At 67.2% G+C, this 20,742-nt stretch carries 22 protein-coding genes and 1 tRNA gene; 12 read left to right on the top strand and 11 right to left on the bottom strand.

The window, feature by feature from the left end; all coding sequences use genetic code 11:
- Positions 1-128: 128 nt before the first annotated feature.
- Positions 129-782, bottom strand: a complete 654-nt coding sequence (locus ACWDTD_RS02985; RefSeq protein WP_449745579.1) for an SAF domain-containing protein — start codon at positions 780-782, stop codon at positions 129-131.
- Between the two features lie 225 nt (positions 783-1,007).
- On the opposite strand from ACWDTD_RS02985, the gene nhaA reads away from it, so the two are divergent.
- Together nhaA and ACWDTD_RS02975 are read left to right on the top strand one after the other, a co-directional pair.
- A complete protein-coding gene (gene nhaA / locus ACWDTD_RS02980) occupies positions 1,008-2,252 on the top strand; it encodes a Na+/H+ antiporter NhaA (RefSeq protein ID WP_449745578.1) in 1,245 nt (414 codons plus the stop codon).
- 76 nt (positions 2,253-2,328) lie between these two features.
- A complete protein-coding gene (locus ACWDTD_RS02975; RefSeq protein ID WP_449745577.1) occupies positions 2,329-2,682 on the top strand; it encodes an FmdB family zinc ribbon protein in 354 nt (117 codons plus the stop codon).
- 7 nt (positions 2,683-2,689) lie between these two features.
- Here ACWDTD_RS02975 and ACWDTD_RS02970 read toward each other — a convergent pair whose 3' ends face one another.
- Positions 2,690-3,268 carry a 5-formyltetrahydrofolate cyclo-ligase gene (locus ACWDTD_RS02970; RefSeq protein ID WP_449745576.1) on the bottom strand — a complete coding sequence of 193 codons (579 nt, stop codon included), beginning with the start codon at positions 3,266-3,268 and terminating at the stop codon, positions 2,690-2,692.
- A 170-nt stretch (positions 3,269-3,438) separates the two neighbouring features.
- Here ACWDTD_RS02970 and ACWDTD_RS02965 point away from each other — a divergent pair, with 170 nt between their 5' ends.
- From ACWDTD_RS02965 to sepX, 5 genes are all read left to right on the top strand, one after another.
- Complete coding sequence (locus tag ACWDTD_RS02965) at positions 3,439-4,395, top strand: UTP--glucose-1-phosphate uridylyltransferase (RefSeq protein ID WP_449745575.1); 957 nt, start codon at positions 3,439-3,441, stop codon at positions 4,393-4,395.
- Positions 4,396-4,532: 137 nt separating this feature from the next.
- Positions 4,533-5,837, top strand: a complete 1,305-nt coding sequence (gene glp / locus ACWDTD_RS02960; RefSeq protein ID WP_449745574.1) for a molybdotransferase-like divisome protein Glp — start codon at positions 4,533-4,535, stop codon at positions 5,835-5,837.
- Between the two features lie 66 nt (positions 5,838-5,903).
- Positions 5,904-6,560, top strand: coding sequence for a GNAT family N-acetyltransferase (locus ACWDTD_RS02955; RefSeq protein ID WP_449745573.1), 657 nt, complete (start codon positions 5,904-5,906; stop codon positions 6,558-6,560).
- A 46-nt stretch (positions 6,561-6,606) separates the two neighbouring features.
- A complete protein-coding gene (locus tag ACWDTD_RS02950) occupies positions 6,607-7,260 on the top strand; it encodes an SIMPL domain-containing protein (RefSeq protein WP_449745572.1) in 654 nt (217 codons plus the stop codon).
- A 202-nt stretch (positions 7,261-7,462) separates the two neighbouring features.
- Complete coding sequence (gene sepX, locus ACWDTD_RS02945) at positions 7,463-8,722, top strand: divisome protein SepX/GlpR (RefSeq protein ID WP_449745571.1); 1,260 nt, start codon at positions 7,463-7,465, stop codon at positions 8,720-8,722.
- On the opposite strand, the gene ACWDTD_RS02940 is transcribed toward sepX, so the two are convergent.
- Entirely contained in the window at positions 8,679-9,455 is a 777-nt protein-coding gene (locus ACWDTD_RS02940; RefSeq protein ID WP_449745570.1) for a hypothetical protein, read from the bottom strand. The two genes, sepX and ACWDTD_RS02940, sit on opposite strands and share 44 nt — an antisense overlap.
- A gap of 118 nt (positions 9,456-9,573) precedes the next feature.
- On the opposite strand from ACWDTD_RS02940, the gene ACWDTD_RS02935 reads away from it, so the two are divergent.
- The 3 genes from ACWDTD_RS02935 to ACWDTD_RS02925 all read left to right on the top strand — a co-directional run bounded on the left by ACWDTD_RS02935 (position 9,574) and on the right by ACWDTD_RS02925 (position 10,833).
- Positions 9,574-9,646: transfer RNA gene (locus ACWDTD_RS02935), tRNA-Ala, on the top strand.
- Between the two features lie 163 nt (positions 9,647-9,809).
- A complete protein-coding gene (locus ACWDTD_RS02930) occupies positions 9,810-10,067 on the top strand; it encodes a PIN domain-containing protein (protein ID WP_449745569.1) in 258 nt (85 codons plus the stop codon).
- Positions 10,068-10,278: 211 nt separating this feature from the next.
- Positions 10,279-10,833, top strand: coding sequence for a hypothetical protein (locus tag ACWDTD_RS02925; RefSeq protein ID WP_449745568.1), 555 nt, complete (start codon positions 10,279-10,281; stop codon positions 10,831-10,833).
- A gap of 26 nt (positions 10,834-10,859) precedes the next feature.
- Here ACWDTD_RS02925 and ACWDTD_RS02920 read toward each other — a convergent pair whose 3' ends face one another.
- From ACWDTD_RS02920 to ACWDTD_RS02905, 4 genes are all read right to left on the bottom strand, one after another.
- On the bottom strand, positions 10,860-12,113 hold the full coding sequence (locus tag ACWDTD_RS02920; RefSeq protein ID WP_449745567.1) for a hypothetical protein: 1,254 nt from the start codon (positions 12,111-12,113) through the stop codon (positions 10,860-10,862).
- A 14-nt stretch (positions 12,114-12,127) separates the two neighbouring features.
- Complete coding sequence (locus ACWDTD_RS02915; protein ID WP_449745566.1) at positions 12,128-13,345, bottom strand: arylsulfotransferase family protein; 1,218 nt, start codon at positions 13,343-13,345, stop codon at positions 12,128-12,130.
- A gap of 114 nt (positions 13,346-13,459) precedes the next feature.
- Complete coding sequence (locus ACWDTD_RS02910) at positions 13,460-13,783, bottom strand: AzlD domain-containing protein (RefSeq protein WP_449745565.1); 324 nt, start codon at positions 13,781-13,783, stop codon at positions 13,460-13,462.
- Complete coding sequence (locus ACWDTD_RS02905; protein WP_449745564.1) at positions 13,780-14,472, bottom strand: AzlC family ABC transporter permease; 693 nt, start codon at positions 14,470-14,472, stop codon at positions 13,780-13,782. Before ACWDTD_RS02905 ends, ACWDTD_RS02910 begins: the two co-directional genes overlap by 4 nt.
- Before the next feature lie 87 nt (positions 14,473-14,559).
- On the opposite strand from ACWDTD_RS02905, the gene ACWDTD_RS02900 reads away from it, so the two are divergent.
- Together ACWDTD_RS02900 and ACWDTD_RS02895 are read left to right on the top strand one after the other, a co-directional pair.
- Positions 14,560-15,111, top strand: a complete 552-nt coding sequence (locus ACWDTD_RS02900) for a helix-turn-helix domain-containing protein (protein WP_449745563.1) — start codon at positions 14,560-14,562, stop codon at positions 15,109-15,111.
- A 272-nt stretch (positions 15,112-15,383) separates the two neighbouring features.
- Complete coding sequence (locus ACWDTD_RS02895; RefSeq protein WP_449745562.1) at positions 15,384-16,694, top strand: DEAD/DEAH box helicase; 1,311 nt, start codon at positions 15,384-15,386, stop codon at positions 16,692-16,694.
- On the opposite strand, the gene ACWDTD_RS02890 is transcribed toward ACWDTD_RS02895, so the two are convergent.
- The 4 genes from ACWDTD_RS02890 to ACWDTD_RS02875 form a co-directional block, all read right to left on the bottom strand.
- On the bottom strand, positions 16,666-17,478 hold the full coding sequence (locus ACWDTD_RS02890) for a hypothetical protein (protein ID WP_449745561.1): 813 nt from the start codon (positions 17,476-17,478) through the stop codon (positions 16,666-16,668). The genes ACWDTD_RS02895 and ACWDTD_RS02890 overlap by 29 nt on opposite strands.
- A 155-nt stretch (positions 17,479-17,633) precedes the next feature.
- Complete coding sequence (locus ACWDTD_RS02885) at positions 17,634-18,149, bottom strand: hypothetical protein (protein WP_449745560.1); 516 nt, start codon at positions 18,147-18,149, stop codon at positions 17,634-17,636.
- Positions 18,061-19,650, bottom strand: a complete 1,590-nt coding sequence (locus tag ACWDTD_RS02880; RefSeq protein ID WP_449745559.1) for a 4Fe-4S binding protein — start codon at positions 19,648-19,650, stop codon at positions 18,061-18,063. Before ACWDTD_RS02880 ends, ACWDTD_RS02885 begins: the two co-directional genes overlap by 89 nt.
- A gap of 30 nt (positions 19,651-19,680) precedes the next feature.
- Entirely contained in the window at positions 19,681-20,679 is a 999-nt protein-coding gene (locus ACWDTD_RS02875) for an AurF N-oxygenase family protein (RefSeq protein ID WP_449745558.1), read from the bottom strand.
- Between the last annotated feature and the right edge of the window lie 63 nt (positions 20,680-20,742).

Below are 20,742 nucleotides of genomic sequence, written 5' to 3'. Positions count from 1 at the left end.
GTAAACGACTGACAGGTTTTGCTCAGGTAGGCCGGACATGTGTTCGGCTCGCTCCTGCCGCAATCGTCGTCAGGTTGGCACATGGTGTCGGGCTGCGCGCAGCACGACTGGCTCAATGCGCCCCTGGCTCAGTGCACCACCACGGCAAGGGCCACGTCGAGGCCGGCCGCAGCCACCCGATGCGCCGCGTCCTCGCCCATCGCCAGCAGAATCGGTGTGTCGCTGGGGTTCTTGCCGGCCAGTCCCGTCGACGGCGGATCCGCGTCGAGCGCCACCACAGCCTGCCGTGCCAATACCTCGGCACCCGGACCGAGCACGTCCACCACGTCACCGGTCCGCAGCAGCGACGACACAGCTTCATCAGCGAGCCGAACCGGCACGAGACGGGCGTCGGCGCGCCCGGTGAGGGACGCCGGAAGCCGTGGCGACAGCAGTCGCGCGTCGGTCATGATCTCGCCGGAACGCACGAGGCCGGTCACGGTTCGGCCCGCCGCATCCACCGACATGCGGATGGCGCCGTCCGGAACGAGTGACCCCGGCACCTTGCGCGTGGTCACATCGCCCGCCGTCACCGTCACCCCCGGCAACAGATCGTGTGCCGCAACCATCACCGAGACACGGTCGTCCTCGCCGCGTCCGAGCGCGACGATGGCGATCGCGGTCAGCACCAGCAGTGCCGCGGCACCGCGGCGGATGTACATCGAGCGTGCCCACCCCGGACGCACAGCGGCGCCGAGCCGATCGACGAGCCGCGGGGCGAGCCGGTCGCGCGGTGTTCTCATGTCGGGCAACCTAGTCGGCGATCACACCGACCCTGCTCGCGTTGTCCACAGCCGTGCTCGCCTTGTTAACAGCACTGTGCGCTCAGTTGGTGCAGTCGCCGCTCGTCGGGAACAATGGCTTGAGGTGTGCCGGGAAGTCTGGTCGGCGCGGGAGGTGTTCTCCCGTTCGCAGAGATGATCCGTGCCGGCTGCTGGGCCGTCGCGCATATTTGACCGAGGAGCGACGTGTCGACCGAATCCGACCGTGACCTGCGCCGCGAACGAATTCGACGTTCATTGTCCCTGGACACCACCAGCGGCGCCCTGCTGTTGACGTGCGCCGCGATTGCGGTGGTCTGGGCCAATTCGCCCTGGCGTGAGACGTATCACAGTCTTCTCGAGTTCGACGTCGGCCCGGAATCACTGCACCTGCATCTCACGCTCGGGCACTGGGCCGCCGACGGCCTGCTGGCGATCTTCTTCTTCGTCGTCGGTCTCGAACTCAAACACGAGTTCGTCGCAGGTAGTCTTCGCGATTTTCGCCTTGCCGGTGTGCCGATCGCCGCGGCCGTGGCGGGCATGGTGGCACCTGCCCTCTGCTACGTGGCGGTGGTCGGTTCGCTGGACCCCGAGGCATTGCGCGGCTGGGCGATCCCGACCGCCACCGACATCGCCTTTGCGCTTGCGGTGCTCGCGATCTTCGGTCGCGGGCTGCCACTCGCGCTGCGGACGTTTCTGCTCACCCTGGCCGTGGTCGACGACCTGCTCGGCATCACGGTGATCGCCACCTTTTATACGGAGTCCATCGACTTCGCGATGCTCGGGCTGTCGCTGGTCGCGATCGTGGTGTTCGCCGTGCTGGCCAGGATGAGCTGGGGATACCGGTGGCTCATGCTGCCGGTGGCGCTGGTCGCCTGGGGTCTGATGCACGCGTCCGGAGTGCACTCGACGGTGGCCGGCGTGTTGCTGGGTTTCGTGGTTCCGGCCCTTCCGGTCCGTGGCGAACCCGAATCGCGTACCGAGATGCTCGACGACACGATCCGCCCCTGGTCGTCGGCGGTCGCGTTGCCGATCTTCGCGTTCGCCGCGGCAGGGGTGTCGGTGGTGGGCAGCGGCGAGAGCATCATCGAACCCGTGTCCATCGGGATCGTCCTGGGTCTGTGCGTCGGAAAGGTCGTCGGCGTGCTCGCCGGCACCGCGCTGATGACCCGGTTCACGCCGCTGCGCCTGCCCGACTCCATCGGACTGCGCGATCTGGTTCCGGTGGGCATGCTCACCGGCATCGGCTTCACAGTTGCGCTGCTGATCGCGGAGTTGTCCTTCGAAGACGGTCCGCACGCGGCGCCGGCCAAGGCGGCGATCCTGATCGGCTCGGTGATCGCCGCGGCGGTGGCGGCCGTCCTGTTGCGCTGGGATGCACGACGTACGCGCGATGCCGACATGAACCGCGACGGTGTCCCCGACACCGACATGGACGTGATCGGCGGCTGAACTTGGCACTCGGAATGTCCGAGTGCCAGTCTCGGTTATGATCGGTAGCGATCTACTACTCCCACGGAGGTTGACGGTGCCCACTTACTCGTATGCGTGCACGGAGTGCGACAACAAGTTCGACATCGTGCAGTCGTTCTCCGACGACGCGCTCACCGAGTGCCCGCAGTGCGCGGGGCGGCTGCGCAAACTCTTCAACTCCGTCGGCATCGTCTTCAAGGGCAGCGGCTTCTACCGCAACGACTCGCGTTCGACGTCTTCCACGTCGGAGAAGTCGAGTTCTGCGGATTCTTCGTCGTCGAGTTCTTCGTCGAACGACTCGAAATCCAGCACCTCATCCGACACGAAGTCGTCGAGCAAGTCCGCCGATTCCGCATCGTCGAGTTCGTCGTCCGGTACGGCCGCGAAAAGCGCCTCGACGTCGGCGTGATCGCCTCTCAGCCGAGTTCGGCAAACCCCTTCTCCGGCGTCAGCACCCAGCCGACCGGCACGTCGTAGGGGCCCGACGGCAGTGAGTCCACCACTTCGTCGTCGTAGACCACCGCCACCAGATCGGCCGAAAGCCCCGACAGTGACCTGTCGTAGTACCCGGCGCCCCGGCCGAGGCGCACTCCGCTCTTGTCGACCGCCAGTGCCGGCATCAGGATCACCGATGCCGCACGAATCGCCTGCGAGCCCAGGCGTTCCCCGGTCGGCTCGAGCAGGCCCCACCGCCCGCGTTCGATACTGGTGGTGCCGTCGTAGCGCACCCAGTCCAGCGGAGCGGGATCTCCGGGCGGCACGGCCGGGACGAGCACGGTGACGCCGCGATCGAGCAACGCGTCGAGCAGAGCGGGTGAGCCGGGCTCCGTGCCGAACGGCACATACGCACCCACGGTGACGTCGTATTCGAGGCGGAAGGGCGCAGCGTAGATCCAGTCGGCGAGGTCGGCGGCGGCCTGCTCGCGCACGAACGGCGACAGCGACGACCGACGATCGGTGAACTCGTCACGCAGGCGCCTTTTCAACGTGCGCACCCCGACGCCCTCCGCTCGGTGGACAATTGACCTCCTGTGAACCTTAACGCCCGTTCGTCCGCGATCGAACGGCATGGTCATTTGTTCGTCCAATGATGTCCGGCAGGTCTCTACGAAATTGGGCAACTACTTGCCAGGCCCCGATCGGAAACCGACATTATGGTTAGGGCATGACGTCAAGCCTCAGCGATACGACGCCCGACGAATTCACCGAATACTCCGCGGTGCCCAACACCCCGCCGATCCCGCGGACCGCGGTGGTTCCCGCCGCGGGCCTGGGCACGCGGTTCCTCCCGGCCACCAAGACGGTGCCCAAGGAACTGCTCCCGGTGGTCGACACCCCGGGCATCGAACTCGTCGCCGAGGAAGCCAAATCGGCCGGAGCCGAACGGCTGCTGATCGTCACCTCGCCGGGCAAAGACGGTGTGGTTGCCCACTTCGTCGAGGATCTCGTCCTGGAGAACACCCTGGCCACCCGCGGTAAGGCCGCCATGCTGGCCAAGGTGCGCAAGGCGCCGTCGCTGCTCGAGGTGGCCTCCGTCGTCCAGGAGAAGCCGCTGGGTCTCGGACACGCGGTGGGGTGCGTCGAGCCCTACCTCGACGACGACGAGGACGCCATCGCGGTACTGCTGCCCGACGATCTGGTGCTGCCCGGCGGGGTGCTCGAGGTGATGGCCCGCACCCGGCAGCGTCGTGGGGGGTCGGTGTTGTGTGCCATCGAGGTACCCGAGGACCGGATCAGCGCCTACGGAGTCTTCGACGTGGAGCCGCTGCCGGACGCCAACAACCCGAATGTGATGAAGCTCAAGGGCATGGTGGAGAAACCCGATCCCGGGGACGCTCCCTCGAACCTGGCCGCCGCCGGTCGCTACATCCTCGACCGCAAGATCTTCGATGCGCTGCGGCGGATCAAGCCCGGGGCCGGAGGCGAACTTCAGCTCACCGACGCGATCGCGCTGCTCATCGCCGACGGCGAACCGGTCCACGTGGTGGTTCACCGCGGTACCCGCCACGACCTCGGCAACCCCGGCGGCTACCTCAAGGCGGCAGTCGACTTCGCGCTCGACCGCGACGATTACGGGCCCGATCTGCGCGAATGGCTCGTCGCGCGTCTCGCGCAGGACTAGTCGCAGCGTCTCGGCGCCGAGCGCGGACGAGTTGCGCTCGCAGACCGGTTCACCGCGCGCCTGCCCCACCGAAGCGTCCCCGCCGACTAACGTCGTGTCGGACGTCGGGCACTGTGCACGCAGGCGAGTGAGGTGAGATGCGGTCCGTCGAAGATCATCTGACGCACGTCACCGCGGCAGCGGTCGCGCCGCGGCCGGTCCGGGTGGCCATTTCCGAGGCCCAGGGCTTGATGTGCGCCGAGGAAGTGGTGACCGAGCGCCCGATGCCCGGCTTCGACCAGGCGGCGATCGACGGTTACGCCGTGCGCGCCGTCGACGTGGCTCTTGCCGGGGTCGCCGCACCCGATCAACTCGAAGATTTCGATGCCGGCGGCGCTGAACTCGTCGATCTCGAGGCGGGCGAGCCGATCATCGTCTCGCTGCCGGTGGTGGGCGAAGTGGGTCCCGGCGCGCGTACCCCCACGCGCCTGCAGCCCAAGCAGGCCGTGCGGGTGGAGACCGGCGCGCCGATGCCGACGCTGGCCGACGCGGTGGTGCCGTTGCGCTGGACCGACGGCGGCGAGCAACGCGTCAAGATCGGACACGGCGTCGACAGTGGCGACTACGTCCGGCGCATCGGCGACGACGTACAGCCGGGCGATGTCGCGGTGCGGGCCGGTTCGATCATCGGGTCGGCGCAAGTGGGATTGCTGGCCGCAGTGGGACAGGCACGTGTGCTGGTCCATCCCCGGCCCCGCCTGTCGGTGATCTCGGTGGGCAGCGAACTCGTCGACATCGACCGCACCCCCGGCCCCGGCCAGATCTACGACGTCAACAGTTACGCACTCGCCGCGGCCGCGCGCGATGCGGGAGCCGATGTGAATCGGGTGGGCATCGCCGAGCGGGATTCGTCGCGACTGCGGGAAGTGGTTGAGGCGCAACTGATCCGGTCGGAGATCGTGGTGATCTGCGGAGCGGTCGGCGGTTCCGCGTCACGTGCCATCGCCGACGCGCTCGCCGACCTCGGCGAACTGGAGATCGTGCGCATCGCGATGCACCCCGGCTCCGTGCAGGGCTTCGGTCGTCTCGGCCGCGACGAGGTGCCCACATTCCTGCTGCCCGCGAATCCGGTGAGCGCGCTGGTCACCTTCGAGGTGATGGTGCGGCCCCTGATCCGGATCGCGCTCGGCAAACGTCAGCCGATGCGCCGGGTGATCACCGCCCGCACGATCGGACCCATCGCCTCGGTGGCCGGCCGCAAGGGATATCTGCGGGGCCAACTCATGCGCGACGAACGGTCGGGGGAATACCTCGTGCAGGTGCTCGGCGCCTCGCCGACGGGGTCGTCGCATCTGCTTGCCGAACTGGCCGAGGCGAACTGCCTCATCATCGTCGACGCCGACGTAGAGGAACTCGGCACCGGCGACGAGGTCGAGGTGGCGTTCCTGGCCCAACGGGGCTGACCCGGAGTTTTCGGCGGTACCGACGATCCTGCCGATGCCGCGACGACACCGAATAGACTCGGTCACGTGTTCACGTGGTTGAGCGGTGTTCAGGCGAGCCCCGGGTGGCCCGCCACGTTGGGCCCGCTCGTCGCCCGGGGTGGTGCCGTCACGTTGCGGCCGGTGCGACTGCGTGACGCCAAGGTGTGGAGCGATCTGCGTATCCGCAACCAGAATTCGTTGTTGCCGTGGGAACCCACCGGTGTGGGCAGTTGGGCCGAACGGCATCAGCCGGCGTCGTGGCCGCCGCTGTTCGCGGTGCTCAAGTCGGAGGCCAAACGGGGCAACATTCTTCCCTTCGTGATCGAACTCGACGGGCGATACGTCGGACAACTCACCGTCGGCAACATCCAGCGTGGCGCGGTGCGGACGGCGTGGATCGGGTACTGGATCGATCAGGCCCACTTCGGGCAGGGAGTGGCCACGGCCGCAGTGGCTCTCGGCGTCGACCACTGCTTCGGCCCGGTGGGTTTGCATCGCCTCGACGCCACCGTGCAGCCGGCGAATGCGGCGTCGCAGGCCGTGCTGACGAAGATCGGATTCCGCCGCGAAGGGCTGTTGGAACGCTACATGGACGTCAACAAGCGCTGGCGCGACCACATCCTGTTCGCTCTCACCGCCGAGGAGTTGGCCGGCACTGCCGCGGAGCGCCTGGTGCGGTCGGGGCGGGCGAGCTTTCTGTAGTACTCGGGTGTGTGCCGACGTCGACGGTGGTCGTAGGCTTCGCGGTATGTCGACTGCATTGGAGATCGTCGTCCGCGGACATGCGAGTGGTCGGTACACCGCACAACGGGCGATGTTGTCACTGACCGCGGACTTCTCGGGGACCGACCGCGACGAGGTATACCGCAGCGCCGTGGGTGTCCAGGAACGCGTCACGGCTGCGCTGACCGAACCCGAAGAGAGCGACGCGGTGTCGACGTGGCACAGCGATTCGGTGCACGTGTGGTCGTACCGCCCGGTGGATCCCGAGGGTCGACCGCGAGACCTGTTGTACGTCACCCAGATTCGTATCTCTGCCGAGTTCGTCGACTTCGAGCGGCTGAGCGCGTTCATCGACGAGTGGGCCGGGGTGGAGGGCATCGACATCGGTGGTGTCCGTTGGGATGTGACCGACGAGAGCAGGCGGAGCCACGAGCGCGAGTTGCGCAAGCTCGCCGTCGACGACGCGGTGTCCAAGGCGCAGGCATATGCCGATGCGGTGGGACGGGGTCCGGTGGTGGCGGTGCAACTCGCCGATCCCGACATGCTGCCGTCGGAACCGAACCTTATGCGCGCCATGGTTGCCGGTGCACCGCCCGGGGGATCGGCCCCGGCACTGGAACTACGGGCGCGAGACATCGAGATCTCGGTGTCTGTGGACGCGCGATTCGTCGCGGAGTAGGCAAGCGTCGACCTGCGTGTGCGGCGCCTGGGCGCTTTTCGGGGACTGCGTGGCGCGCTGCTGCCCAGTCGGCGACTGAGAAAGCCGTGTGAATCGACCCCAATCTGGGCCGGCTGCGGCGCGTCTGCGCAGCCCTGCGCTATCGCGGCCATAGATTGTGCAGTGGTCCGGTGTAACCAGAGTGATTGAAGGGAGAGGTCGAATGCCGAACTCCGTCCTGTGGGTCTGCCTCGTCGCGGTGTGGCTGTTCGTCCTTGTCCCCATGGTCATCAAGGGGCGGCCACAGATGCGCAAGTCCACCGATGCCGCACGCAAAACCCGCCTGTTGCATCGCGGCGGCACCCGTACCCGCACCTCTGCACGACGGTCAGCCGGATCGCATCCGCACGACCCGTCATGGACGTCGCGCCGCACCGCACGTTCGGCCACAGCGACGCTCGACGACGAGGTCGACCACGACGACGACGTTGACGACGAGTCGGATGCCGAGGTCGACGAGACCCCCACCCGTCGCGCAACTGTGGCAAGAGTTGTTGAACCACAAGCGGACACGACACAGGACGACACGGCCGAAGACGACACCGTCGAAGACGGCACGGCCGATGATCTCGACGACGGTGAGCGCGCCGACGGCGAGGAAGTTGTCGACGTCGACGAAGCTGCGGACGACGACGAACTCGACGACCAGTACGACGACGAGCATGTCGAGGGCGACGAGTACGACGACGAAGCAGAGTACGACGACGCCGACTACGAGGACGACGCCGAGTACGAGGATGACGCCGAGTACGAGGACGACGCCGAGTACGACGAGGCAGAGTTCGACGACTACGACGATGACGCCGAGTACGACGACATCGATGACGAGTCCGAGGGTTTCGACGAAGTCGACGACTACGAGCGCAAACCTGCAAGGTCCGCTGAGTCTGCGCCCGAGGAGAAAGTAGCGCCTTCCGACGACGTCGCGGAGAAGCGGACCAGCCGGTCGCGGGAACGGCAGTCGCGTCGCGGCAGTGCGTATTCGCTCGACGCCCGTGACACGCAGCTGCGGTATCGCGAACGTCAGCGTGTGATGCTCGGGCTGCTGGGATTGGTGATTGTGTCGATCCTGGCGGGTGTCTTCCTGGGGCTCGCCGGATGGATCGCCACCGGTGTGACCGGTGTGATGTTGCTGGCCTACCTGTTCTACCTACGACGCACCGTGCGGACCGAACAGCACATCCGGGCGCAGCGGGCCGCCCGCGCCGCCCGGGCACGGCGAGAAGAGGCGCAGCGGCAGCGTCGTCAGATGCAGACCCCCGAGTTCGCGGCCGCTCCGCCGCCGCCTCGGCTGCGTCGCCCCGGCGGGGCCACCGTCCTCGAAATCGACGACGAGGACCCTGTATTCGAACATCTACCGCCGTTCCAGCGACGTCGGGTCATGCGTGAGGATCAGGAACACTACCGTCGGGTGGCCGGCTGACCGAGATGGCCTCGGGGTGCAGCGAGATCCAGGTGCGTCCGGCTTTCACGGCGTCGCACAGCGCCAAACGCTCGCCGACGTAGAGCGCGGGTGCGCCGACCACCGGTATGTAACCGAGCAGTGAGAACGGCCGCGCCGGCTTGGGGCGGTTGCCCAGTTCGTCGTTGACCCTGCGCAGGATCTGAGCGATCTTCCACGGGGCGACGAAGATTGCCCATGCACGTTTGAGGGGTTGCGTCGGAAGTGCCGTCGCCGCTTGGGCGTCGGCGGTGGTGGCGTCGAGGTCGCGATTGCTCAGCACCGCGGCCAGCAGACGGATCTGGTCGGTGCGGTCGGTGACGCCGTATTCGCGGGCGATGGCGATCAGCACCATGGCCTGGTTGGCAAAGCCCAGCGTCAGCGCGAGGGGCAGCGCCTTGGCCCACGCCCCGAACATGCCCGGGTAGGCCACGGCGACCGTGTTGAGTGCGCCGATCCTGTTGATCCACCAGCTCGCGCGATCGTTCATCGACAGCTCCGCCCACCCTTTGGTGCCGGGCCAGTCCGCGACGTCGAGTCCTTCGGCGAGCAGATGCTGCGCTCGTTCGAGCCGGGAGTGGCCGACATCGTCGTGAAAGGTGTGCGCCTTGAGTCCAAGCGGGTCGGCGTCGACGAGCACATCGATCACCGGGTCGATGATCGCGATGGCGCGGTCGAGGGCAACGGCGAGTTGTTCGTCGGTCATCTGGGCCACGTCGGCAGCGTATCCGACGTGCCGCGCGAGGCCCTGGTCAACCATCTGACCAGGCGTTTGTGAGGGTGAGTGGCTGCGGTGTTAGAGTGTCCATCGGCCGGTTGCGCGCAATCGGCACGGGGCTATGGCGCAGTTGGTAGCGCGACTCGTTCGCATCGAGTAGGTCAGGGGTTCGATTCCCCTTAGCTCCACAGATCGGACAGTCCTGGGTGTCGTGGTACAGCCTGGTGGTCAACCCTGGGGTGCGGTGGTGATGGCATTGCAGGTTGTCGCCGATTCTCGATCGGTTGCGGATCTTCGGTTCGGTGCTGACTGTGTCGGTGAGGTTCTTCAGGATCTGCACGCCGACCGCCGGTGACCACCCTGGTGATCGACGCGTCGGTTCTGGTGTCGCTGTGGCTCGACCCGGACGGTTCGGCGTCGATCGCCGATCGTCTCCGAGGTTCGACGCTGCACGCACCCGAGCATCTCCTTGTGGAGACCGCCAATATTCTGCGTCGGCGACGCAACGCCGATCTGCTCCCCGCGGCCGCAGCGGACACGGCCTTTGGCGGGGCGATGCGAGCCCCGATCAGATTCTGGCCCTTCGCACTCGTCGCCGAACCAGTGTGAGAACTCGGCGCGAACGTCAGCAGCCACGATGCCGCGTACATCGCCCTGGCCGAGAATCTCGGCGCCCGGTTGATTACTCGGGACGCGAAACTCTCACGTGCGCCCGGGATTCGGTGTGCCATCGAACTGCTGTGACCGCAGGGGATGCGAGATGGGTTCGCCCGGAATCGTGAAGGGGAGTAGGACGGAGATGTCCACCCGAGGAGTTCTGATGACCCACTCGATCTTGTCCGACGATCGGATCGCCGGCCTGACCGCGGACGAGCGGCGGGATCTGATCGCTCGACTGTCGCGGCCGCTCGACGACATCGCGCCGAGCCCCATCGTCCGCAGTCGCCTCCGCAACGTTCGTATCGGCCTGATGACCGCCGGTGCGATCGGTCTGATCCCGTGGGTCGTGTTCCTCGCGCTCACGTTGCCGGTGGATTACGTCGCACACAACTGGTCCGTCACCTGGGTGGGTTTCGATGTCCTGCTGGTGGCGATGATGGCGGCCACCGCTCTCTTGGGTCTGCTTCGCCGTCAGATGCTGGTCCTCGCAGGCTTCACCACGGGCGTGCTGCTGGTGTGCGACGCCTGGTTCGACATCATGACCGCGGCCCCGGGCGACCGGTGGATCTCACTGCTCACGGCGTTCCTGGCAGAACTGCCGCTGGCCGCGCTGCTCATCTTCGGCACCATGCGCATCATTCGGCTCTCCGCCGTGCACCTGTGGCTGATCGAGCCGCACGCCCCGCTCTGGACCGTGCCGGTGTCGATTCGCTGAGTGGTCGGATATCTCATCGGACGGTGTCAACCGGCATGGCAGCCGAGTCGATCGAACGCGGCCGCATCCGAAAGATACTGTCCCCGCGGATAGTACGACCCCATCGTTGCCTGCTCGTGGTTGAGCGATGCGTGCGCGATGCTCTGCGCGAACGACGGATCGGCGAGCATGTTGCGCATGATGAGCACCGTGCCGAGTCCGTTGCTCATCGGCAACCAGGCCACACCGCACGCGGCGGTGGCATTGACCGGACGATCCTGTGGGGCCGATATCACCAGCGTGAACGTCCGTCCGGCGCCAAGGGGCACCTCGTGGTCGGGGACGCACGCCACCGCTTGCGTGGTGGACAGGATCTCGCTGCACATCGACCAGTACCGCACCTGACCCGACCCCATGGGTGTCTGGCCGGCCGAGGTCTCGGGATGGGTGGGCATCGTGGCCCGCAGCACCAGCACCTTGCCGTAGCGCGGATTGGCGAGCGTGGTGATGTACTGGTTGTCGACATTGGCGCCGAGGCCACCGGATTCACCGCCTGAGGTCGCCGTGCTCGCCCGGTCGTAGAGCGCGTCGCCGAGCAGCTCGCTGCGGAGGAGTTGGGTGTAGACGGTCGGGGTGTTGATGAACTTCTGCCACTGGGGCGGGTTGGTGCCGTACGCTCCCACACCGTCCGGAATCGCGGGCCGCGCACCGAACGACGCTCCCGGGGTCACTCCGCCGCTGTTCGCGTCGCACGTCGACACCGTGTGTCCGCTTGCATCGACAACGGTGACCGCCGGGAATCCGACACCGCCGGTCCGCTGGTCGACGTTGCGGTCGACGTCGTAGATCCGGTAGACGATGTTCAGTGACCCCGACGCCCGGCCCGCGTACAGGGTGTTGGGTGCGCCTCCCGTCGTCGGCGCCGAGCCGGGTACCACCCGCATCGTGTACGAACGGTTCGTCGCGTTGCGGTCCGCGCCGACCACGAACGGATTGATCGATCCGGAATCGGGACGCAACTTGGTGTCGTGGATCGCGTCACCCGATCCGCCCGGCCCCTGCAGGGCGTACGCCATGTATCGGGAGTGCGGGAACCGGGCCTGCACCCGCACGGACTGTCCCGACGAAAGCGGCACCGTCACATGCCAATAGCGGGCATTGAGATCCGGGTAGAGCACATTGCCCACCGGGGTCCAGCCGCAGGCACGACCACCCGGTGCAGCGTTCGCCTGCGCGCCCGAGGCGACGAGCAGAGCTGCCGCGGCCGTTGCGGTCACCAGTAGCGCCAGCATTCGAGACATGTGTTTCCCTCTCATCACGGCCAGCTGTCCAGGTAGGCACGGTAGGTACCGATGGGAAGCGTTGCGTCGTAGGTCATCTCGCCGGACGCGGAGAACTCCGAGATATGCGGCGCGGTACCCCAGCTGCCGAAAGTGTAACCGCCCGGCAGCGCCTGCGCGTTTCCGGTCGCCGCCGTCGCGAGTCCACCCGGATGTCCCTGTGCGCGAACCAGTGTCGCGGTGTGCCTTTTCGGGTCGATGCGAACCCATTTGATACTGGAGTCGCCGAGCTGATTGACGACGTCGATGTTGTTGTCGAACATCCGGATCGTCGTCGGGTCTGCGTACTCCGCGTCGTGCTGACCGAAGAAGTCGCTGCCCGGGCCCATGACGAAACTTGATCTTTTGCCACCGAGTTGCCAATTCACCACGCCGGTTCCGATGTCGACGTTGTAGATCGCGTTCAGGTTGCGGAACGAGATCAGCAGGTTGCCACTCGGGTCGAGCGCGATGGAATTCATGTGGAACGGGTCATAGGTTCCCGCGCCGCGTAGGCCGGTGTACGTCGCGGACGACTCGGACAGGGGAATGTGTGCCAGCGCGGACCAATGCCACAGCGGGCGTCCGGTGGCCACGTCGACGACGGAGGCGATGCAGTCGAGCATCGTGCCGTTGCGCGGGCCGCCCACCGAGGTCAGGTCGGCGGCGACTTCCCGATACGAGGTGATCAACGCGCGCCCGTCGGGGGTCAGGCGGAACTCGTGGACATCGGAGGTGAGTCCGTCACCGGGTGTGAGCGTCTTGATCACGTGACCGTGGGTGTCGGCGATGTAGTCCGCCCCCGCGCCGTGCCCGGCCGCACCCGGCCCCTGCCACCACGTGAGCACCTTGCGGCCCTGGTAGGTCTGGGTGCGAAAGTTCTCGATGCCCTCGTTGTTCGGCGGGGTGTAGCGCCAGACGACCCGCCCGGACTTGTCGGCGATGATCGCCGACTGATCGATACCGGCCAGCGCCTGCGGGGCGATGGGCAGCGGAACAGCCGCGGGCAGGCCGGTGGTGTAGAAGACATATCCGCCGGGTCCGCCGGGCTTGTTCACGTTCACGGTGTACTGCGCGGCACCGAGTGGGAACGTGGGCAGCCGGGGTGCGGCGTCGGCCGGTGCGGCGACGGTGGTTGACACGATGGTGGCCAACGAGCCGAATACCGTCACAGCCACGAGCAGCGCGGTCCGCAACGCGGTCGCTGGGCGCATCGAGTTCTCCTGTGGTCGACGATCTTCCCCGCCGGTGACCGGGGACCACCCGATCCTTCGCGCCCGTCTGCCTGCTCGACAAGGGTTTTCGGATGAGAGATCGATGAGACCGCCTCAGGCGACGCCGAGCGCTCGTAAGGCTGCGGCCACACCCGCGGCCAGCGCCACCACCGCGATGAGCGGTGCGCGGCACAGTGCGGCGGCCACCCCCGCGGCCACACCGGCCGGCCGAGCCCACCCGGCGAGATCCTGACCGGCATACAGTGCGCCGGTCACCGCGACGGCGACGAGGAGCACCAGCGCGGCGCGATCGATCAACTCGCGCAACCGAGCCGACATGCGGAACCGGGAGCGCAACACCGGGCCGGCCAGGCGGAGCAGGTAGGTACCCACTGCCAGCAGGCACACTGCGAGGAACAGCTGGGTGCCGTGGCTCATGTGGTGGCCGCCGGTTCGGGCCGGGCGGCGGCGAGGCCGGCCAGTGCGCACAGGATGGGCACGCCGGCAGGCGCGAACGGGGTCACCGCCACCGCGAACACCGCACCCACACCCATGGAGATCACCAGGGGTGTTCGTGCGGCGGGTCGGTCGCGGAGTGCTCCGACGGCAAGTGCGGCGAGCAGAGCCGGGAACGCCGCGTCGAGACCCAGCGCCTGGGGACTCGAGATCAGCTGACCCACAACGGCTCCCAGCGCAGCACCGGCAGGCCAGCAGAGCGCCACCCCGGCACCGCACCAGAGAAACGCGGCGCGCGATCGGGCGGCATCGGGCTGGACGGTTGCCACGGCTGTGGTCTCGTCGTTGATCAGATGCGCGCCGAACGCGGTGCGCAGTCCGGGGCCCAGGTGCTGGCCCACGGCGAGTCCATACCCGAAGTTGCGCGTGTTGACCACCAGTCCGGCCACCGCGCCGAGGAGCGGCACTCCGCCGGAGGCGAGTACTCCGACGAAGACGAACTCGCTCGAACCCGCCATCACCAGACAGGCGATCGTGACGATCTGCCACCAGGCGAGACCCGCGCCGTGCGCGGCGACACCATACGACGTGCCGATGACCAGCACCGACAGCGAGATGACCAGGATGGTCCGCAGTGTCGACCACCCGAGGTTCTCCCATGACGAACGCATGTCCACTATGATGAACACATGGGCACAGTTCGTCAAGGTGAACAATCGGACGATATATCGAACACCCGGTCTCGGGGGCCGCACCCCATGACTCCGAATCCAACAGTGCTCGTCGCCGCGGCACTCAAACGTGAACGTACCCGCGCCGGCCTGTCGATCGGCGAACTCGCGCGACGCGCCGGAGTGGGCAAATCGACTCTCTCGCAACTGGAATCGGGAACCGGGAACCCAAGCATCGAGACTCTCTGGGCGCTGAGCACCGCCCTGGGGATCCAGTTCTCGGACCTCCTCGACGCACCGCCGCGGCCGGTGGAGCTGATCCGATTCGGCGAGGGCACGGTGATCGCGGCCGCAGTGGCCGACTACACCACCACCCTGCTCTCGGCGGCGCCGCCCGGATCGCGGCGCGACCTCTTCCTGATCCGGGCCGAACCGGGCTCGCCGCGGTCCTCGCGTCCGCACGCACGCGGAACCACCGAGCATGTGGTGCTCTGCGCCGGACGCGCGCTCGTCGGGCCCGCCGATGCGCCCGTCGAACTCGGTCCCGGCGACTACCTTTCCTACCCTGGTGACGCAGAGCACACCTTCGATGCGCTGATGCCCGGCACCGTTGCGGTGCTGGTCAGCGAGGCATTCTGAACGCGAAGGCGAAGTAGGGGCGTCCGGCGGGGCGCGTCGGATTGGCGCCACGACGCCGATTTCGCGTAGCGTTGTGACATCGGCACGCAGAGATGTGGCGCCGACGCGTCGTAGATCGCAGATCCTCGCGGCAGGTCCCTCCGACGGGAAGGTCGACCGCCACGCATCTTCATTTCATACGGCGAAACGAATTCGCGCACCCGCGATTTCGCCACCGTGGCAGCAACCGGCATCGAGTCCGTTACTGCCCACATGCAGAAAGACTTGGTTTCATGACCGACTTCAGTTCTCTTGGCGTGCCCGCCGAGATCGTCAAAGTGCTTGCCGCCGAAGGCAAGACCGAAGCATTCGCGATTCAGGAGAAGACCTTGCCGGCGACCCTGGAGGGCGGCGACGTCCTCGGCCGCGGGCGCACCGGATCGGGAAAGACGCTGGCATTCTCCATTCCTCTCGTCGCCGGACTGGCCGAACTCGAGGTGACCCGCAAGCCGGGCGCCCCAACCGGGCTCGTCCTGGCGCCGACACGTGAACTGGCCAACCAGATCAGCGTCGCCATCACCCCCCTCGCACAGGCGATGGGCCTCACCGTCACCACCGTGTTCGGTGGCGTCAAACAGGCACGTCAGGAGCAGGCCCTGCGCCGCGGCGTCGACATCGTGGTGGCCTGCCCGGGGCGACTCGAGGATCTGATGCGTCAGCGCATCGTGCGCCTCGACGATGTGGAGATCACCGTCATCGACGAGGCCGACCACATGGCCGATCTCGGGTTCCTCCCCGGCGTCACCCGCATCCTGGCCGCCACACCCGCCGACGGTCAGCGCATGCTGTTCTCCGCGACCCTCGACAACGGCGTCGACAAGCTCGTCCGCCGATTCCTCACCGACCCGGTGATGCACTCCGTCGACGACGCCACCTCGCCGGTGGAATCGCTGACCCACCACGTGTTCGAGGTCGCCCCCGGCGACAAGTCGGCCGTGGTGACCGAACTCGCCTCGGGTGTGGGACGCCGAATCCTGTTCACCCGCACCAAACATCAGGCGCGCAAGCTGGCCCGCAAGCTCACCGCGGACGGAATCCCGGCGGTCGATCTGCACGGCAACCTGAGTCAGCCGCAGCGTGACCGCAACCTGAAGGCCTTCGGCGAGGGTGGGGTGCGCGTGCTGGTGGCCACCGACGTGGCCGCCCGCGGTGTGCACGTCGACGACATCGAACTCGTCGTGCACGTCGACCCGCCGGCCGAGCACAAGACGTTCCTGCATCGGTCGGGTCGTACCGCGCGTGCCGGCAGCGCCGGTGACGTGGTGACGCTGTGCCTGCCCGAGCAGCGCCGTGACCTCGAACAGCTCCTGCGCAAGGCCGCCATCGGGGTGAAGCCGCAGCGAGTGTCGTCGACGGCCCCGGCCGTTACCGCGCTGATCGGCGAGCGCGCCGAGTTCGTGGCACCGGTGGCGCCGACCGCGGCGCCCACCCGTCAGCCGCAACGTAGCGGCCGCGGCACGTCCGGGCGGCGGCGCCCGCAGCAGCAGCGCAACGGGCGCTCACGGTCGCGCGGCGTCAGCCGACAGTCGGCCCGAAGCGCTTGACCAAACCGGTGGCCAGCCACGGCTTGGCGCCCCACACCATCGCGCGCCCGGTCACCGCGGCACGCAGAAGTGACATGCGACCGTAGCCGGCGAGCAGACACGCCACCGGGTCGATGCTGATGTGGACGTCGGGCTCGCGGTGCTCGGCGGGATTGACTTCGAGTGCACCGCCGGTGAATTCGAGGATGCAACGCTCGTCGTAGCCGCGCAGTCGCAAGTCATAGGTCGCGTGGTGTTCACGGCAGGCCCCCTCGTCGCGCCACACCGGCAGCAATGCGTGGTGTCCGCGCACCACCAGGGGAGTGAGTGCGGGGTCGAGTTCCCAGCGCTGGCCGGTGGCCCGGGCGATGTCGTGTCCGCGTACCGCGAATTCTCCGATGAGGATGCCCAGCGACGCGTCGGCCCGCACGGTGGGCCCCGAGTCGATCTGCATCATCGGCACGCGGGCGCCGAAGTGGCTCACCAGGTCGAGAAGCTCGTCGAGGTCGTCGAGCAGCTTGCCGCACAGACTCCCGACATCCCGGGTGGGCACGTTCGCGATCTGTTTGGCGTACACGTCGAAGAGTTCGCGGGTGCGGCACGGCCACGACGCCTCGCCGCGCGCCAGGTCCAGGTAGCGCGACGGCTCACACGCCACATGGCCCACGCAATCGCCCACCGTCCACTGCGCGGCGCCGCCCAGACGCGTCTCCGGGTTGTCGACACGCCGGGTCATCTCGACGAAGCTCTGGGCCGTCGACCTGGCTGCGTCGATGTAGTCGAACCGCGACAACGTGCTGCTCATCCTCACCCCTATCGCGGCATGAGAATACTCGCGGGTTGCTACGTATGCGATACGCGACGGACGGATGTGAATCGAAGGAACCGAACTGTAACTTTCGCTATCCTTAACCGCATTCACCGGTCTGATGTCGGGTCGGAAAACACCTGCTACAGGGGTCAATCGTTCTTCGCTGAGGCCACCGCCGCACGCACCGCTTCCGCGCATCGTGTGCCGGCATCCTCGGGTCCGAGGCCGATGAAAAAGGTGCCTGCCGCGCCGTCCGAGCTGTCCCATCCGTCGACCGTGAATCCCCGATCACCGGAGTTCGGGGGAGCGTCGGCGATCGATGCCGAGGCCAGTGGTACCGACATGGCGGTGATGCCACGTTCGGCCCCCGACACCTCCACGATCAGGTGGGTCGGATGCAGGATCACCAGTGTCTGGTGCTCGTCGTCGGGGTCGGCGGGATTGGCCCGGCGTCCCAGGAGCCGACCGATCCACGACCTCGAAGGAAGATTCTCGCTGCGTGTGACCCATGCGGGCATCGTGACGTCGAGTTCGAGCCGGTGGGCGCTCGCGTAGTTGTGCAGTGCGGTGCGTGCGTCAGCGGGCAGCGCCGAGAGGTCGGCGTCGGCGGTGCTGCGCCGGTACATCGGTGCCGAGACGGCCGAGTGATGCTTCCCTGAGATCATGCTTCGAACGTAGTTCAGCAAATGGCGCGGCGGTCGCCAGATCGGCGAGCAGCGAGCCGACTGTCTCGGCGCTATCTGATTTGTTGGTGCCGATGAATCCCGACGGACCGCGCTTGATCCATCCGGTGACATACATGCCGGGCACCGGGACGTCCCCATCGACCACCCGGCCGTCCCGATGGGGGATCACGCCGCGGTCGTGGTCGAACGGCAGCCCCGCCACGGCGCGCCCCCGGTAGCCGATCGAGGTGAGGATCAGTCCCGCGGGCAACACCTCGGTGGCCGGTTCCGGTCCGGGAGATGTCACACAAATGCCGACGGCGCGTCCCAATTCATCGACGTCGATCGCCGTCGGCCGCCGGTGAAAGGCGAACCGGATGTGGGGCTCGGCGGGTGCATCGTCGTCCACCAGTTCGCTCAGCAGGGCGAGCTTGCTGCGCGTGGTGGTGTCGAGGTCGCCCCATTCGTGTGCCTCGCGCAGTTCCTCGGCGCCGAGCGGGTCGACGACGGTGGGGGTGCCGCCGTCGACCAGGCCGACGAGTTCGGGCAGCGTGAACGCTGCGTGCCGGGGGCCGCGCCGGCCGACAACGGTCACGCGACGCACCCGTGAGGTGCGCAGCGCGGCCAGCGCGGCCGGTGCGATCGAGGTCTCCGCCAGCCGCTCGGGATCGGTGACGAGGATGCGGGCGACGTCGAGCGCCACGTTGCCGTTGCCCACCACAACCGCCTCGTCGCACCCGAGTTGTGGGGTCAGCGAGGCGAAATCGGGATGGCCGTTGTACCAGCCCACGAATGAGGTGGCCGAGTGCACACCCTGAGCGTCGGCGTTGTCGATGTCGAGACGACGGTCGGTGGGTGCCCCGCCCGCCCAGATGACCGCGTGATGGCGTTCGCGAAGGTCGTCGAGCGACAGGTCACGGCCGATCTCGGTGTTCAGCCTGATCTGCACCCTGTCGTCGCGGGCGATCTCGTCGAAGAGGCGGATCACCGTGCGCGTCGCGGCGTGGTCGGGCGCCACCCCGAAACGGGCGAGCCCGAACGGCTGGTGGAGTCGTTCGTAGATGGTCACCGAGACGCCCCGGTGCCGCAGCAGTTCGTCGGCGGCATACATCGCCGACGGTCCCGACCCGACGATGCCCACCGACACCCGCATCCCGGTCGGCAGCGCCCGAGCCGGCCTGATCGGAGCCAGCGGCAGCATACGGCGCTGGTCGACGGGGAAACGGGTTGCTTCCGAGGATGTTTCGTCCTGCTGGTAGTGCCCGGCGTTGATGTCGGCAAAGCGTTCCTGACCAGAGCCGAGCCGGTGTGCGGGACTGATCGCACCCACCGGGCATGCGCTCACGCAGGCACCGCAGTCGACACAGGTCTGCGGATCGATGTACAGCATCTCGGCCGTGCCGAAACCGGGCTCGTCGGGGGTGGGATGAATACAGTTGACCGGACAGGCGTAGACGCAGGAGGCGTCACCGCAGCAGGCCTGCGTCACCACGTGAGGCATGGTTCTCTGTCGAATCGCCGGATCGCGCGGCTAGACCGCGGTGTAGGACGGTTCGCTGCGGAAGCGTGACGAGCGTCCGCTGATGCCGAGCGCCCGCCACAGCGCACGCGACGCCGGATTCATCAGCCCGCACTGCTCGCCGAGCATCCGTACGTCACCGAAAACGTTGCGTCGCACGTGCTTCGACTCCTCGGCGCGCCAGAAGATGTCGCGCATCACCGCGTCGGGGATGTCGAATTCGCGCTGGAAATTGCGGGGCGGAACCATGATGGCGCCCAACAGGATCCGCATGGCGATCGGGAATGCCAGCGACAACAGGAACCGTTGCGCGCGTCCTTTGCGCGGAATGCTCTCACGCAGGTGGTGGTGGGCGAAGGAGATGTGGCGCGCTTCCTCCGCCACGTGCAACTGCATCACCGCGGCCATGGTCGGATGCAGGTCGGCTCGGGTGCGCAGAAAGTCCTTCTGCAGATGATCGATCGGTTCCTCACCGCCGAGAATGCCGAAGAAGAACACGGTGGGAAAGATGGTGGACACCAGTGGCACCAGCGGGGACACCATGCGGTACCCGATCTTCGCACCGGGCACGTCCATGCCGATCCGGTTGACCAACTCCTGGAACATCAGGGTGTGGTTGCACTCTTCCTTGGATTCGTGCGTGGTGTAACGAAACTCCTTGGCTCCGTTGCGAAGCGCAAAACTGTACTGCATCAGACCCCGGATCAGGATCGATTCGAACTGCAAGCCCACCTTGGCGACGTTGGCCTGTCGCCACATGCCCATCCGGATCTGCTTGTCGAGTGGCTGCTGCTGATACCAGGGGTGTCTCCCGACCGGATCGACGTCGTAGGACAACCGCCACCGAGGGTCGTCGGGGGTGATGGCCATCTCCGGCGCGTCCCAGTCGATGTCCAGGTAGGGGTCGAAGTTGCGGTGTACCGACGCCGACGACAGGTCGTCGAGTACTTGCTGATACTCGGCACGGTCGAGTCCCTCGTCGACGGCCGGTCCCGGGTCGTAGGAGGTCATCTCGGTCATGGTGTCGCCCTTCTCGATGGTGTGGACGTATGGCGAGCGTCACAGAGTTCGACG

Source organism: Gordonia sp. NPDC003425, assembly GCF_053588635.1.
The sequence above is the reverse complement of the archived record's forward strand: the minus strand, read 5'-3'. Positions and strand labels throughout refer to the sequence as shown.

Excerpts from the sequence above, each read along its gene's own strand:
- ACWDTD_RS02985 (WP_449745579.1), bottom strand. The coding sequence starts at position 782 with ATGAGAACACCGCGCGACCGGCTCGCCCCGCGGCTCGTCGATCGGCTC.
- ACWDTD_RS02965 (WP_449745575.1), top strand. The coding sequence starts at position 3,439 with ATGACGTCAAGCCTCAGCGATACGACGCCCGACGAATTCACCGAATAC.
- glp (WP_449745574.1), top strand. The coding sequence starts at position 4,533 with ATGCGGTCCGTCGAAGATCATCTGACGCACGTCACCGCGGCAGCGGTC.
- ACWDTD_RS02950 (WP_449745572.1), top strand. The coding sequence starts at position 6,607 with ATGTCGACTGCATTGGAGATCGTCGTCCGCGGACATGCGAGTGGTCGG.
- sepX (WP_449745571.1), top strand. The coding sequence starts at position 7,463 with ATGCCGAACTCCGTCCTGTGGGTCTGCCTCGTCGCGGTGTGGCTGTTC.
- ACWDTD_RS02925 (WP_449745568.1), top strand. The coding sequence starts at position 10,279 with ATGACCCACTCGATCTTGTCCGACGATCGGATCGCCGGCCTGACCGCG.
- ACWDTD_RS02920 (WP_449745567.1), bottom strand. The coding sequence starts at position 12,113 with ATGTCTCGAATGCTGGCGCTACTGGTGACCGCAACGGCCGCGGCAGCT.
- ACWDTD_RS02915 (WP_449745566.1), bottom strand. The coding sequence starts at position 13,345 with ATGCGCCCAGCGACCGCGTTGCGGACCGCGCTGCTCGTGGCTGTGACG.
- ACWDTD_RS02910 (WP_449745565.1), bottom strand. The coding sequence starts at position 13,783 with ATGAGCCACGGCACCCAGCTGTTCCTCGCAGTGTGCCTGCTGGCAGTG.
- ACWDTD_RS02905 (WP_449745564.1), bottom strand. The coding sequence starts at position 14,472 with ATGCGTTCGTCATGGGAGAACCTCGGGTGGTCGACACTGCGGACCATC.
- ACWDTD_RS02900 (WP_449745563.1), top strand. The coding sequence starts at position 14,560 with ATGACTCCGAATCCAACAGTGCTCGTCGCCGCGGCACTCAAACGTGAA.
- ACWDTD_RS02895 (WP_449745562.1), top strand. The coding sequence starts at position 15,384 with ATGACCGACTTCAGTTCTCTTGGCGTGCCCGCCGAGATCGTCAAAGTG.
- ACWDTD_RS02890 (WP_449745561.1), bottom strand. The coding sequence starts at position 17,478 with ATGAGCAGCACGTTGTCGCGGTTCGACTACATCGACGCAGCCAGGTCG.
- ACWDTD_RS02885 (WP_449745560.1), bottom strand. The coding sequence starts at position 18,149 with ATGATCTCAGGGAAGCATCACTCGGCCGTCTCGGCACCGATGTACCGG.
- ACWDTD_RS02880 (WP_449745559.1), bottom strand. The coding sequence starts at position 19,650 with ATGCCTCACGTGGTGACGCAGGCCTGCTGCGGTGACGCCTCCTGCGTC.
- ACWDTD_RS02875 (WP_449745558.1), bottom strand. The coding sequence starts at position 20,679 with ATGACCTCCTACGACCCGGGACCGGCCGTCGACGAGGGACTCGACCGT.